We start from the raw sequence: 13,655 nt of genomic DNA, 5'->3' as shown, positions 1-13,655 counted from the left end.
CGGTCCGCCCGCATCTTCCCTTGCACGTTTCCCATCATTCAGTGACGCCCTGGCCCTGCCGCGATAGCGCGCAAGTGCATCAGCTTGGCCGAATAGCGCGCGCGCGCCTCGGGCCGCACGCTGGTATCGCGCGCCAGCAGCAGCTGCTTTTCCGCCTTCTTCCATTCGCCCAGTTGCAGACTGGCCAGGCCGAGCCAGAAATGGAACTCGTCATTGTGCGGCGCGCGCGCCACTTCGCGCGCGAACAGCGTGCGTGCGTTGGCGAAGTCGCCTGCCTGGTAGGCTTGCATCGCCTGGTGGAAATAGTGATAGGGCGGCGCCGGATACAGGCGCGCCAGCTGCTGCGCCAGCGCCTGCGCTTCGGCTGCCTTGCCGTTGGCGGCCAGCAGGGGTTGCAGGTTCTGCATCACGACCAGGCTATCGGGCTCGCGCTCGAGTGCGGCGCGGTACACCTGCTCGGCCAGCAGCGGCTGCCCGGCGCGCTGGTAGACGACGGACAGGGTGTTGAGGGCGGCGCTGAACGACGGTTTTTTCAGCAGTGCGCCGCGCACCCACCAGTAGGCGTCGACATGGCGGCCCCGTACCAGTTCCTCGGCCGCGCGGTTGTTCATGTAGCGCACCACGATGTCGGCTTCGTCGAGAAAGCGGACCCGCTCTTGCGTGTCGGGCGGCAGCTGCACGAAATCGACCGTCAGCGTGCCGGTGCCAGCGTCGTCGCCGCGCGGGCCGGCCGGCGCCAGGCTCAGGTTGACGTGCGAGCTGACCAGGTAAATGGCGCGCTCGCGGCTCCAGGTGTCCTCGACCTGCACCTCGCGAAATTGCACGCTCATGCCCAGTTCGCGCGCAAAGGCGGCCGTCATGATGACCAGTGACAGGCAGTTTCCCTTGCGCCCGGCATAGGTCTCGGCGGCCGTGCCGGTATGGGTGGCATCGTAGTCGAGGGCCAGTTCGCGGCGGTCGTAGAGCGCGCGCAGCAGGCCGGAGGGCTGGCCATGTTCGCGCATCAGGGTACGGAACGGCGTGCTGTTGAGATGGCGCCGCATGTCGGGGCTGAGGGCGAACAGCTCGCTCGTATCGATGGGCGCCGCGGGAGGCGGGAAGGCGGTGTCCTCGAGGAGGGGAGCGACCCGGCCGATGCCTGCCTGATCCGGGTCCAGCTGGGCGCAGCCGGACAGCAGAACGAGCAGCGACAGAATCCAGGTTCTCATCATGCCTCCGAAGCCGGTAGCGGCAGCTTCAGTATCGTCCTGGCCAGGCAGCTTGTCAAAGCTCAGTGATCGTCGTGCAGCGCTTCCTCGAGTTCATCGAGCAGTTCGGCCGTTTCGTCCTCGTCGAGCGAGAGATAGGCGCGCGCGCGTTCGCCGCCCTTGTCCCACTCGGGCGAGCCGGCATGGCCCTGGTAGCGGCGGATCGCGCGCTCGGCCAGCAGCGACAGGGCGACCAGGGAGCGCACCGCGTCGTCGGTGCTCTCGTCTTCCAGCACCGCGTAATCGTGGTGGTGCAGGATGGCCCACGACACCTCGCTCGACAAGCCCCAGTTGCGCGCCAGCAGGGTGCCGACGGCGGCATGGTTGGTGTTGTGGCGCTCGTCCTCGAGCGCCGTGAACCCGCGTTCCTGCTCGGTCTCGGCGTCCAGGAAGGTGGCCTCGTAGTCGGGGAAACGATTGACCAGCAGCGGCATGCCGGTATCGCAGAACAGGCCGAAGGTATGGGCGATGTCGGGCGCGCCGATGCGCAGGCGGCGCGACAGGAAGACCATCGCATGCGAGCGCTTGGTCGAGACGTCCCAGAAATTGGCCAGCGCCGCGCTTTCGACGGGAATTGCCTGGCGCGCCAGCAGGCCCGTCATCAGGGCCGCCACCTGGTTGATACCGAGGAACAGGATGGCTTGCTCGATCGACTTGGCGCGGCGTCCGCCGAACAGTGATGAGTTGGCGAGCTTCAAGAGGGCGCCGGCCATGCCGGCGTCGCGCGCGACGATGCGTGCGATGCGTTCGGGGTCGGGATGGCTCGCGGCCAGTTCCGCCTGCAAGTCGGCCAGCAGGCTGGGACGCGGCGGAATCCGGATCGACTTGATCAGCTCGTCGACCGGGTCGGCGGGTACGGCGCCGAGGGCGGCCGGCGCGGCGGCGCGCGTGCCGGCAAAGCGCGCTGTGGCACGCGTTGGCATTGCTGTTGCGGCAACAGTACTCATGGGATAAGAGTGTTTACGGGAAATGAGTGCGGAGACCGCCACTATAAACGAAGCAGCATTTCCATGCAGCAACATTGTATCGTGTGTGGCGAAACAGACAGAACGGTGCTGTCGGAAGGTCTACGATCTGCCGGATGAACCCAGCCAAACTTGCAGGAATTGATTTTTGTGCATCAGCCGACATCGTTGCCCGCCAGCTGATCGGGGTGGTGGTGCTGGTCGACGGGGTCGGCGGGCGCATCGTCGAGACCGAGGCCTACGACCGCGAGGATCCGGCTTCGCACGCCTTTTCCGGTCCGACCGAACGCAATGCCGCGATGTTCGGGCCACCGGCGCATGCCTACGTGTATCGATCCTACGGCATCCACTGGTGCCTGAATTTCGTCTGCCGCGAAGAGGGACATGGCGCCGGGGTGCTGATCCGTGCGATCGAACCGCTGGCGGGCCTGGACCTCATGCGCCGCCGCCGCGACGCCGACGACATCACGGCGCTGTGTTCCGGTCCGGGGAAACTGTGCCAGGCGCTGGAGGTGACGCGCGCCTTCAACGGCAGGTCGCTGGCGCTGCCGCCGTTCCTGCTGGAAGCGGCGGCGCCGGGAATCGAGATCGTCGAAGGCGCGCGCATCGGTATCTCGAAGGCGATGGAAGTGCCCTGGCGCTTCGGCCTGGCCGGCTCGCGCTTTCTCAGCCGTCCGTTCCGCTAGCGCGTACGCGCCGGGCCGCGGCGCCCGGGTCCGGCAGCGCCGGTGGCGCGCCGCGCATCGGGCTCGTCGGCGAGCGCCGCTCGCGCGGGTCCTGGAACTGCGCCGGCGCTTCGATGCCTTCGATCTGGAAGACCGACACGGCGCGCGCCAGGTTGACGGTCTGCTCGTGCAGGCTTTCGGCGGCCGCCGCCGCTTCCTCGACCAGGGCCGCGTTCTGCTGGGTCATGTCGTCCATCTGCCCGACCGCGCGGTTGACCTCGGCGATGCCGTCGGCCTGCTCGGTACTGGCAATGCTGATGCGCTCGATGATGTCGTTTACCTGGCGCACCGAGGCGACGATGTGGCCCATGCTGCTGCCCGCTTCGTTGACCGACGCGGCGCCGCCGTCGATGATCGACACCGAGTCGGCGATCAGGGCCTTGATCTCTTTCGCCGCCGCCGCCGAGCGCTGCGCCAGCGTGCGCACCTCGGAGGCCACCACCGCGAAACCGCGTCCCTGTTCGCCGGCGCGCGCCGCTTCCACCGCCGCGTTCAGCGCCAGAATATTCGTCTGGAACGAGATGCCGTCGATGACCCCGATGATCTCGACGATCTTGCGCGAACTGGCACGGATCGATTCCATCGTCGTCACCGCGCGGTCGACCGCCAGGCCTCCGTGGCTGGCCAAGCGCGCCGCTTCGGCCGCCAGATCGGTAGCCAGGCGCGCATTGTTCGCATTGTCCTTCACGGCCACGGTCAGCGTTTCCATCGCGCTGGCGGTCTGCTCGAGCGAGCTGGCCTGCATCTCGGTGCGGGTCGACAGGTCCAGGTTGCCGGTGGCGATCTCCTTCGAGGCCGTGTCGATCGAGCGCACCGAGGTCAGGATCGCATGCAGGGTCGTGTTCAGGGTCTCGACCGTGTGGTCCAGCGCGCGCGAGGTGTCGGCGATCTCGTCGCGGCCGTCGCTGCCGGTGGCAGCCGCCAGGCGCCCTTCGGCCAGTTCGGACACGACCTCGGAGATGGCACGGATGTCGCGCAGCATGGCGCGCCGCACCAGCATCGTGACGGCCAGCGACAGCGCGATCGAGAGCACGACCAGCACCGCCATCGACAGCCCCAGCGTACGGAACTCGGCGCCGGCCGCGGCATAGGCTTCTTCGCTCAGGCGCGTCTCCAGCGCCGCCAGCTGGGCCAGCTGGGTATTCAGGGTGACAAATTCCTTTTCCGCCTTTTGCATCGAGTTGGTGCCGAGCGACTGATCGACCTGGGCCATCTCGATGGTTTCCCGCACCGCCTTGCGGTAGGCCGCCAGCGCCGTGCTGGATGCATCGATCAGCTTGCGCTCGGCCGGGTTGGCCACCTTCGCCAGCGCTGCCAGGCGCGCGCCGATCGTGATGTGCTTCTTGTCGATGTCGCCGATCAGGACGTCCAGCCGGTTCTTGGCGAAGCTGCCGCTGACCCAGGCCAGTAGTTGGTAGATGTTGGCATGCGCGTATTTTGCGTCGCCGGCGACGTCGGCCGCCTCCTGCAGGTGGGCCGTGCGTACCTGCACCATGTTCTCGAGCGAGGCATGCTGGCGCACCATGCCGTAATAGGCGGCGCCGGAAAGCAGCGTCAGCAGCACCAGCACCAATCCCGGCGCCAGCAGCAGCTTCGGGCCAATCCGTAGTTTTTTGAGCATGCCTGTTCCCCAAATAAAAAGGCGGCCGAAGCCGCCTCTGATAAAAACCGCGCTTACTGCTTGTAGATGCCCGCTTCCAGCACGACGCCGTCAACGAGCAGGATATACGTGCTCTTTTGCTCGATCTTGCCGGTGGCCGGGTCCTTGTACTGGTAGTCGACCCAGCCCTTGCCCTTGGCGGTCGCGAGTTCGATGATCGCGCGGCGGTACTTCTTGCCGTTTGCGTCCGGTACATCGGTCAGGTCCAGACCGACGATCGACGGATTGTATGGATGCGCTAGTACGATACCGGTCTTGACGTCGCGCAGGTCGATATGCAGCGCGCCCTGGGCGAATGCCTGGTCCCTGGCCTGTAGGCGTTTCATCATTTCAATTTTGCCCTTGGCCTTGATGAAGGCAGCGCCCCGCTCGACCATCGCGACGGCGTCTTTTTCGGTGGGTCCGTTGGCCATCGCGCTGCAGCAGGCAAATCCGAGACACAGGGCGCTAGCAGTGGCAAGCAGCTTCATGAGAGGCAATCCTTTCGATAAGACATACCGTGCCGGGCCACGTCGATCGTGAACTGCACGCTCTTGCGCGATCCATTGAACGCAGCCCCGGCACGTTCGATGATCTTGCGATGGGCGTTGGTCAGGATCGGGTACCTGGCCGGCGCAGTCAGCCGCATGGGATCGGCCTCGTGCTTTTGCAGTCGTTGCCGATGAGGGTGTCCAGTCAGGCCCGGGCGAAGCTGAGTCGAAAAACGCGCCGCCGGCGGCGGCTGGCTGCTTATTTCTTGTAAATGCCCGCGACCAGAACCACATCGTCGACCCGCATCAGGTAGCTGGTCTTGGCCTCGACCTTGCCGTTGTCGGGATTCTTGTACATATAGTCGACCCAGCCTTTGCCTTCCTTCTTCGCAATGTCCATGATGTCGCGACGGTACATTTTTCCATTGACATCCGGAACATCGTTGAGGTCCTTGCCGACGATCGACTGGTTATAGGGATGGGCGATGTTGACGCCGGCCGGGAAGTCGCGCACGTAGATGTACATCGATCCCTGTACGAAATCCGGATCCTTGGCAGTAATTTTCTTGATCAAGGCCTCTTTGCCGTTCGCCTTGGCAAAAGCGGCGCCACGCTCGACCATCGCGATTGCATCCTTGGCGGTTGGCTCGGAAGCGCTGGCGCTTCCGATGGCAAGGCCGAGCAGGGTGGCGGTCAATACTCGTTTCATGTCATCTCCTGATTGAGGGTCATCACGGGTGAAGTTTGTTTCCTCTACGCATGCGTAATTTATCCTTTCCAGCAGGAATTCAATTGCGACAGCGCAAGCTTGACGCAGGTGGGCGAAGAACGGCCACCACCACGGCAAAACGGGAATTTAATTTCTGAAAGGTAACTTATTCCGGTCGCGACTAGTTGACGTCAGGCAAATTGTTATCTGAGGGCAAGTTTTACTATTTGTTCTTACAAGAAACTCCAGTTTCTTTTCCGAATCGCTCTCTAGTTGGAGAATGCCGTGATCACCGGACCGACGCCTTCCCAGTGCAAGCCTTCTATCCGCCAGACGATATTTTTGGCCCGCCAATGGCAGTGGATGAGTGCCCATCGACAGGAAACTGTGCAGGTGGTGTCCCATGTCCTGCCGTTTCGTGCGAACCAGTTCGTCCTCGACCGGTTGATCGACTGGCGCACTATTCCCGACAACCCGATTTTCCGGCTCACGTTTCGCCAGCGCGATTTGTTGCCAGCCGATGAATATGCACAATTGCGGAAACTGGTTCTCTTCAAGCTGATGGGCCTCGTGAAAGGCCTATCGCTGAGCCTGGCTTCCGGCAAGATGGCGATCGAAGGAATCACCCGCACCAATGGCGAACAACTGTTCGCGCTGCGGTTCCTCGCTGCCCGCAATGCAGACTGGACGCACTGGACGTTCTTCGCCAGGTTCGACCCCGGCGCCGCCTGTTGCGGCAACGTGATCCCGATCGTCCCGCCGGCCCGCCATGACGTTCGCGCGTCCGACGCGCGGCTTGAGCTGGCCTGACGATCATGGACACCACTATTGACCGCGACCTGCAGTCGAACCGGCTTTCCGGCGTCGCGGTATTTTTCTATGTGTTCCTGCCATTCGCATTCGGGCATTACCTTTCGCTGCTGCTGCGCAACGTGAACTCGCTGCTGGCGCACGACCTGGTCAGTGCCCTGTCACTGAGCCCCGGCCAGCTTGGCGTGCTCACCAGTGTATTTTTCCTGTCGTATGCCTTGGTACAGCTGCCAGTCGGAATCGCGCTGGACCGCTACGGTCCGCGCCAGGTGCAACTCGTGCTGATGCTGGTGGCGGCAATGGGCACGCTGCTGTTCGCCAGAGGGGAAAGCTTCGCCCAGCTGGTATGTGCGCGCGCCCTGATCGGACTCGGTCTGGGCGCCTGCTTCATGTCGGCGGTGAAGGTGATCTCGACCTGGATCGCGCCAGGCAAGGTACCGTCGGTGCACGGCTACTTGCTTGCCGTTGGCGGACTTGGTTCGGCCTCGGCGACCATGCCGGTGCGCATGGCCCTCGAGCATACGGACTGGCGCAGCATGTTTGTTGCGCTTGCCGCGCTGACGGCCTGCGCCGGTGTCTTGATCTGGATGGTGGCCCCGCGTGATGCACCGCCGCGTCATGCAAAGATGCCGACCCTGAAGTCGGTGCTGGACGTCTACCGCGAGCCCGCGTTTCGCAAGACCATTTCACTGATCCTGATCCCGCACACGATTTTCTTCGGTATCCAGGGCTTATGGATCGGACGCTGGCTGACCGACGTGGCGCGCTTTCCCAGCGCCGCCGTGGCCTACCTGCTGTACCTGAGCATGGCTGCGGTGATATTCGGTGCCATTGCCGTGGGCATCGGGACCGAGCGGGCGGCGCGGCGCGGCATCAAGCCACTCGACCTGGCTGGGGTGGGGGTAGCCGCATTTGTCGGGGTCCAGTGTATGATTGTATTGAACTATGCTCCCAGTTACCAGCTGCTGGCGGTGATGTTTACGCTGGTGGGCACCATCACCGGCATGGAATATGCCATCGTCGCACAGTCGGTGCCGCGCGAACTGACCGGGCGTGCCTCTACCTGCCTGAACCTGCTGATCTTTGTCGGCGCCTTCCTGGTGCAGGCCGGGTTTGGCCTGGTGATCGGGCTGTGGCACCCGGACGGCAGCGGGCGCTATCCGGTGGCGGCCTACCAGACCGCGTTCGGGCTGCTGGTGCTGCTGCAGCTGCCGGGCCTGCTGGCATGGGCACGGCGACGGAGGGCGCCGGTCCGCACGAAGGTCGATGTCGACGAGGCGCAAACGGCCGTATGAGTAGCGCATAAATTTCTTAACGGAATCGAGCGAGGCGGTATTGTCGTTTTCGCTACAATCGGTCCATCACTTTGCCCGATTCCGTCCAGGAGAAATCATGCGCCTTCGTTCGACCCCCATCCTTGCCGCCGCCGTGCTGCTCACGCTTGCCGCCTGCGGCGACAGGTCCAGCCTGCCCGTGGGCGCCGGCGTCGGTCCCTCGCCGACGCTGCCGCAACCGAAGAAAAGCCTGATCCCGACGGTCGACATCGCGCCGGCCAAGGGCTGGAACGGCGGCAAGCCGATGGCGGCCCAGGGACTCGAAGTCAGTGCCCTGGCTTCGGGCCTGGATCACCCGCGCTGGCTGCACGTGCTGCCCAACGGCGACGTGCTGGTGGCCGAATCGAACAAGCCGCAGACGCCCGAGACCAAGAAGTCGGGCATCAAGGCCTGGGTCATGGGCAAGGTGATGAAAAAGGCGGGAGCGGCCGTGCCGAGCGCCGACCGCATCACCCTGCTGCGCGACGCCGACGGCGACGGTGCGGCCGAAGTGCGCACGGTCTTCCTCAAGGGCCTGCATTCGCCCTTCGGCATGGCGCTGGTGGGCGAGACGCTGTACGTGGCCAACGCCGACGGCATCGTGCGCTTCCCCTACAAGACGGGCGCCACCGAGATCGCCGACGCGCCGCAGAAAGTCGCGCCGCTGCCGGCCGGATTGAACCACCACTGGACCAAGAACATCATCGCCAGCAAGGACGGCAGCAAGCTCTACGCCACCGTCGGCTCGAACAGCAACGTCGGCGAAAATGGCATGGACATCGAGGTCAACCGCGCGGCCATCCTCGAGGTCGACCTCAAGAGCGGCGCCACGCGCCTGTTCGCCGGCGGCCTGCGCAATCCGAACGGCATGGCCTGGGAACCGCAAACCGGCGTCCTCTGGACCGTCGTCAACGAGCGCGACGAGATCGGCAGCGACCTGGTGCCCGACTATCTCACCTCGGTCAAGGACGGCGGCTTCTATGGCTGGCCATACAGCTACTACGGCCAGAACGTCGACGAGCGCGTCAAGCCGCCGCGTCCCGACCTGGTGGCGAAGGCGATTTCGCCCGATTATGCGCTGGGCTCCCACGTCGCCGCCCTCGGCCTGACCTTCGCCGAAGGCGCGAAACTGGGCCCCTTGTTCACGAACGGCGCCTTCATCGGCCAGCACGGCTCCTGGAACCGCAAGCCGCTGGCCGGCTACAACGTCGTGTACGTGCCTTTCGCCGACGGCAGGCCGAACGGCAAGCCGGTCGAGGTGCTGACCGGTTTCGTCGACAAGAACGGCGACGCGCTCGGACGTCCGGTGGGCGTGGCGATCGACAAGGCGGGAGCGCTGCTGGTGGCGGACGACGTCGGCAATGTAATCTGGCGCGTGCGTCCGGCGGCGCGTTAATTTTATTGCGCGCGGACGGAGGTCGAACGCGGGGGCGCAGCGCCCGCCCGCGCGTTCGGCCACCATCGGCTCATGCGCGGCACCGGCCGGCTCACCCTACGCGCAACTGTCCACGAACCACAGCGGCACCGACGTCCACGCAATCCCCGCCAGCGCCAGCAGCGCCGTCAGCGCCGCCGCCCAGTCCAGCAGTGCCGTCTCCTCGTTTCCCCCGCTGAGCGTATGCCGGCCGTGCCAGGCCAGCGCCGCGCAGAGCGCCAGCGCGACGAGCGTCATCAAGGCCAGCGGCAAGCGGTGCGGATTGCCGGGCGCGAAGCCGGCCGGGCTGCACTGGGCCGCCACCAGCACGTAGCTGGCGGCGAAATGCGCGGCCCACACCAGCAGCGGCAGGGTACCTCGGACCAGCTTTCTGAAAAACCGTTCGCGCATCGATCACTCCATCAGCAAAGGGACGATATGGACCGCCAGCGCCAGCACGATGCCCTGCAGCGTCGTGTAATGCCAGAGCAGTGCCGTATTGTCGAGCGTGGCACGGCTGCTCGGGCTCAGGCGGCCGCTCCAGGCGCGCGCCGCCAGGTAGGGGCCGGCAATGGCCAGGATGATCACGTGCAGGCCCTGGTAGCTTAGCAATGCCCCGATCGTCGCGCTCCATGCGAGCGTGCGCGGCGCGAGGCCGGCCAGCTGGTAGCCATGCAGGTCGACCAGGAAGGAGGCGACCACGCAGCCGGTCGCCGCCAGCGCCAGCCAGGGCAGGCGGCGCTTGCCGATGCTGCGCACGGCCCACAGCATCGCTCCCGAGCCGGCCGCCAGCAGCGCGCCGGCGATCAGCGGCCAGCGCAGGTCCGGCAGGCTGGCCGAGGGCGGCGGGCACACTTCCAGCCGCATCGAGATGTGGATGTAGGCGAAGACGAAGGACGCGAAGATGGTCGCGTCGACCACCAGCATGATGATCGTCGCCCACCACGAGTGCGAAGCGGTGCCGCGCGCGCCGACCGGCAGCACCAGCGTATCGGAGACGCGCGCCTCGCTGATCGCGTGCTTGCGGTCCGAGCCCCACAGCCAGGCGACGGTCGAGACGATGGCCGCGATGCCGCAGGCCCAGGCCGTCACGTTCATCTTGATGGTCAGCAGCAGGAAGAAGCCCGCCGTGCCGGCCGCCGCGATGAACGGCAGCCAGCTGTCGCCCGGCAGGATCAGCAGGTAGGCCGGCTTGCCCGCCACCGGGCTGGTGGCGATCGTCTCGCGGCCGCCGCTGGCGGTGCCGGGCAGGTAGTGCTGGCCCGCTTCGACCTGGCCGGCAAGGCCCGGCTGGTCCCAGAGCGGGTCGGCCGAGCGCACTTGCGGGATGCTGCGGGTGCCGTAGTCTTCGGTCGGCAGCCACTCGAGGGTCGAGGCGTTCCAGGGATTGCCGACCGGCTGCTCGGGCCGGCGCAGCGTGCGCACGGTATCGATCAGGAACAGCAGCACGCCTGCCGCCAGCACGAAAGCGCCCAGTGTCGAGACCAGGTTCAGCCCATCCCAGCCCATTTCGGACGGATAGGTATAGACCCGGCGCGGCATGCCGAGCAGGCCGGTGACGTGCATCGGGAAGAAGGCAATGTTAAAGCCGCCGAACATCATCCAGAACGCCCACTTCGCCACGCGCTCGGACAGGCGCTGGCCCTTGATCAGCGGGATCCAGTAGTACAGGGCCGCGAACACCGGGAACACCATGCCGCCGACCAGCACGTAATGCAGGTGGGCGACGATGAAATACGTGTCGTGCGCCTGCCAGTCGAAAGGCAGCAGCGCCACCATCACCCCGGTCAGCCCGCCGAGCACGAAGATGAACATGAAGCCGCCCAGGAACAGCGCGGGCGCCGTCATCGTCACCTTGCCGCGCCAGAGGGTGGCGATCCAGCCGAAGACCTGGATCGCGGTCGGCACGGCCACGGCCATGCTGGCGGCCGACACGAAACTCATCGTCATCACGCCCAGGCCCGCCGTGAACATGTGGTGCGCCCACAGCGCGAAGCTGAAGAAGCAGACGATCACCAGCGCGACGATGATCGCCTTGCGGCCCACCAGCGGGGTGCCGGCGATCGTCGGGATCATGGTCGAGACCATGCCGGCCGCCGGCAGGAAGATGATGTAGACCTCGGGGTGGCCGAAGAACCAGAACAGGTGCTGCCAGAGGATCGGATCGCCCCCGCGCTCGGCGATGAAGAAAGGCCAGTCGAAGGCGCGCTCCATCTCCAGCAGGGTGGTGCCGGCGATGATGGCCGGGAAGGCGAACACGATCATCACGGCCACCACCAGCATCGCCCAGGCATATACCGGCATGCGGGACAGGCTCATGCCGGGCGCGCGCGTGAACAGGATGCCGACGATCAGTTCGATGGCGCCGGCAATGGCCGAGATCTCGATGAAGCCGATCCCCAGCAGCCAGAAGTCGGCGTTCAGCCCGGGCGAATACTGCTTGCCGGTCAGCGGCGGATACATGAACCAGCCGCCGTCGGGCGCCAGGCCGAAGAACAGGGTGCAGAAGAAGGCCAGGCCGCCGATCGCATACGCCCAGTAGGCATAGGCCGACAGGCGCGGGAAGGGCAGGTCGCGCGCGCCCAGCATGTTCGGCAGCAGGAAGACGGCGATCGCTTCGACGATGGGAATGGCGAACAGGAACATCATCACCGTGCCGTGCATGGTGAAGATCTGGTTGTAGCTGCCGGCCGACAGCAGCGTGTTGTCGGGCACGGCCAACTGGGTGCGCATCATCAGGCCGAGGATGCCGGCCAGCAGGAAGAACAGCAGCGCGGTGCCGATGTAGAGCAAGCCGATGCTGGTGTTGTCGACGCGGGTGAGGAAGCGCCAGCCGGTCGGCCTGCGCCAGGGTTTTTCCAGCCGCTCCAACTCGTCCGGCGGACGCGGCAGGGAGCTGGGCAGGGTGCCGGACAGGTCGTCGCGGATGATGGTGGTCGTCATTTCAGCTGTTCGAGGTAGGCGGCCAGGGCTTGCAGCGTGGCCCCGTCGATGTCAGTGGCGGCCGGCATGCGCGCGCCCGGTTTGATGGCTTGCGGATCGGCGATCCAGCCGGCCAGGGTGCCGCGGTGGTTGCGCAGGGTGCCGGCGGCGATGTGCGTACGCCCGCCGACGTGGGTCAGGTCCGGCCCCAGGCGCGCGCCCTCGGCCACGCCGCGCACCGTATGGCAGTGCTGGCAGCGTTGTTCGAGGAAGGCGGCGCGGCCGCGCGCGATCAGGGCAGTGTCAGGTCCCTGCGCCGGCGCCGCGGCCGGCTGCGCCTCGTTCGCCAGCCAGCGCGCGAAGTCCGCGGGCGCCATCGCGATCACGTGCAAGGCCATGCGCGCATGCTGCTCGCCGCAGTATTCGGCGCACTGGCCGCGGTAGACGCCGGGCTTGTCGGCATGCAGGGTCAGGCCGCTCACGCGCCCCGGCACCATGTCCATCTTGCCGTTCAGGGCGGGCACCCACAGGCTGTGGATCACGTCCTGGGACGTCAGTCCCAGGTAGACCGGCCTGCCTGCCGGGATCCGGATTTCGTTGGCGCTGACGACTTCGCGTCCGCTCGCCGGGTCGTGGTAGCGCACCTCCCACCACCACATTTTCGCCGTGACCCCGATCGACATCGCGCCGCGCGAGGTCTGCGGCGTCAGTTCGGCGCTGCGCCAGGTGCTCCAGACCAGCAGGGCGGTGAGGACGGCGGACGGGAAGGCGATGCCGGCGCCGGCGATCCACCAGCGCGTCGAGACCGGCCGCGCGGCGGGGCGCAAACTGAGCGCCATCAGCGCCATGACGGCGACGAAGATGACCGCGCCGCCGCCGAACAGCACCCAGGACAGCTGCGCGATGATCGCCGCGTCGGGACCGGCCGGGTGCAGGGCGGATTGAAGCGGCGCGCTCATCGCAGCGTGTACAGGTAGGCGGCCATGTGGCGCGCTTCGTCGGGCGAGACGCCCAGGTCCGGCATGGCGGTGCCGGGTTTGACCGCTTGCGGGTTGTCGAGCCAGCGGACCAGGTTGGGCGCGATGTTGGGAATGCCGCCGGCGATGTAGTTGCGCCGGCCGAACAGTTCGAGCGGCGGTCCGGCATTGCCCGCCGCGCCCGGCACTTCCGGCACCGCATGGCAGGCCGTGCACTGGTACTGCGCCATCAGGCGCTGGCCCCGGGCCGGATCGCCGCCGCTCACTTGCCGTGGCGCCTCGCGTTCGCTGCAGGCGGCCAGCGATGCCAGGCACAGGCCGGCCAGGCACAGGCGGCGGACACGGGGCAATGCGGGGGAAAGGAAGTGATTGCGCACAATTGAATTCCGACAGAAGCGATGGGTCTATATAATACAAGAGAAACAATATCATTTTTTCAATAG

General features: G+C 66.0%; 13 protein-coding genes. 4 read left to right on the top strand and 9 right to left on the bottom strand.

Annotated features, from left to right (window positions below; genetic code table 11):
* Window positions 1-38 precede the first annotated feature (38 nt).
* Window positions 39-1,208, bottom strand: a complete 1,170-nt coding sequence (locus ACFPOU_RS10160) for a tetratricopeptide repeat protein (RefSeq protein ID WP_379720209.1) — start codon at window positions 1,206-1,208, stop codon at window positions 39-41.
* Window positions 1,209-1,270: 62 nt separating this feature from the next.
* The gene (locus tag ACFPOU_RS10155) at window positions 1,271-2,170 is read right to left on the bottom strand and encodes an HDOD domain-containing protein (RefSeq protein WP_379720206.1); all 900 of its coding nucleotides are present in this window, start codon (window positions 2,168-2,170) and stop codon (window positions 1,271-1,273) included.
* A gap of 158 nt (window positions 2,171-2,328) precedes the next feature.
* On the opposite strand from ACFPOU_RS10155, the gene ACFPOU_RS10150 reads away from it, so the two are divergent.
* Window positions 2,329-2,898 (top strand): DNA-3-methyladenine glycosylase, encoded by a 570-nt coding sequence (locus ACFPOU_RS10150; RefSeq protein ID WP_379720203.1) that lies wholly within the window; start codon window positions 2,329-2,331, stop codon window positions 2,896-2,898.
* Here ACFPOU_RS10150 and ACFPOU_RS10145 read toward each other — a convergent pair.
* The 3 genes from ACFPOU_RS10145 to ACFPOU_RS10135 all read right to left on the bottom strand — a co-directional run bounded on the left by ACFPOU_RS10145 (window position 2,879) and on the right by ACFPOU_RS10135 (window position 5,776).
* Window positions 2,879-4,558 (bottom strand): methyl-accepting chemotaxis protein, encoded by a 1,680-nt coding sequence (locus tag ACFPOU_RS10145; RefSeq protein ID WP_379720200.1) that lies wholly within the window; start codon window positions 4,556-4,558, stop codon window positions 2,879-2,881. The two genes, ACFPOU_RS10150 and ACFPOU_RS10145, sit on opposite strands and share 20 nt — an antisense overlap.
* Window positions 4,559-4,611: 53 nt before the next feature.
* Window positions 4,612-5,067 (bottom strand): cache domain-containing protein, encoded by a 456-nt coding sequence (locus tag ACFPOU_RS10140; RefSeq protein ID WP_379720197.1) that lies wholly within the window; start codon window positions 5,065-5,067, stop codon window positions 4,612-4,614.
* Window positions 5,068-5,326: 259 nt separating this feature from the next.
* On the bottom strand, window positions 5,327-5,776 hold the full coding sequence (locus tag ACFPOU_RS10135) for a cache domain-containing protein (protein ID WP_379720194.1): 450 nt from the start codon (window positions 5,774-5,776) through the stop codon (window positions 5,327-5,329).
* Window positions 5,777-6,061: 285 nt separating this feature from the next.
* On the opposite strand from ACFPOU_RS10135, the gene ACFPOU_RS10130 reads away from it, so the two are divergent.
* The 3 genes from ACFPOU_RS10130 (at window position 6,062) to ACFPOU_RS10120 (ending at window position 9,295) form a co-directional block, all read left to right on the top strand.
* Window positions 6,062-6,586, top strand: a complete 525-nt coding sequence (locus tag ACFPOU_RS10130; protein WP_379720191.1) for a hypothetical protein — start codon at window positions 6,062-6,064, stop codon at window positions 6,584-6,586.
* A 5-nt stretch (window positions 6,587-6,591) separates the two neighbouring features.
* Window positions 6,592-7,881 (top strand): MFS transporter, encoded by a 1,290-nt coding sequence (locus ACFPOU_RS10125; protein WP_379720188.1) that lies wholly within the window; start codon window positions 6,592-6,594, stop codon window positions 7,879-7,881.
* A 97-nt stretch (window positions 7,882-7,978) separates the two neighbouring features.
* Window positions 7,979-9,295: a PQQ-dependent sugar dehydrogenase gene (locus ACFPOU_RS10120; RefSeq protein WP_379720185.1), complete on the top strand. Its 1,317-nt coding sequence runs from the start codon at window positions 7,979-7,981 to the stop codon at window positions 9,293-9,295.
* Between the two features lie 96 nt (window positions 9,296-9,391).
* Here ACFPOU_RS10120 and ACFPOU_RS10115 read toward each other — a convergent pair whose 3' ends face one another.
* From ACFPOU_RS10115 to ACFPOU_RS10100, 4 genes are read right to left on the bottom strand one after another with little or no spacing between them, the layout of a single operon-like run.
* A complete protein-coding gene (locus ACFPOU_RS10115; RefSeq protein WP_379720182.1) occupies window positions 9,392-9,724 on the bottom strand; it encodes a hypothetical protein in 333 nt (110 codons plus the stop codon).
* A gap of 3 nt (window positions 9,725-9,727) precedes the next feature.
* Complete coding sequence (ctaD, locus tag ACFPOU_RS10110; RefSeq protein ID WP_379720179.1) at window positions 9,728-12,256, bottom strand: cytochrome c oxidase subunit I; 2,529 nt, start codon at window positions 12,254-12,256, stop codon at window positions 9,728-9,730.
* Entirely contained in the window at window positions 12,253-13,194 is a 942-nt protein-coding gene (locus ACFPOU_RS10105; protein WP_379720176.1) for a cytochrome c oxidase subunit II, read from the bottom strand. Before ACFPOU_RS10105 ends, ctaD begins: the two co-directional genes overlap by 4 nt.
* On the bottom strand, window positions 13,191-13,589 hold the full coding sequence (locus tag ACFPOU_RS10100) for a c-type cytochrome (protein WP_379720173.1): 399 nt from the start codon (window positions 13,587-13,589) through the stop codon (window positions 13,191-13,193). The genes ACFPOU_RS10105 and ACFPOU_RS10100 overlap by 4 nt, the downstream gene beginning before the upstream one ends.
* Between the last annotated feature and the right edge of the window lie 66 nt (window positions 13,590-13,655).

It is taken from the genome of Massilia jejuensis, from assembly GCF_042656795.1.
In the GTDB taxonomy this organism is placed as follows: Bacteria; Pseudomonadota; Gammaproteobacteria; order Burkholderiales; family Burkholderiaceae_D; genus Telluria; species Telluria jejuensis.
The sequence above is the reverse complement of the archived record's forward strand: the minus strand, read 5'-3'. Positions and strand labels throughout refer to the sequence as shown.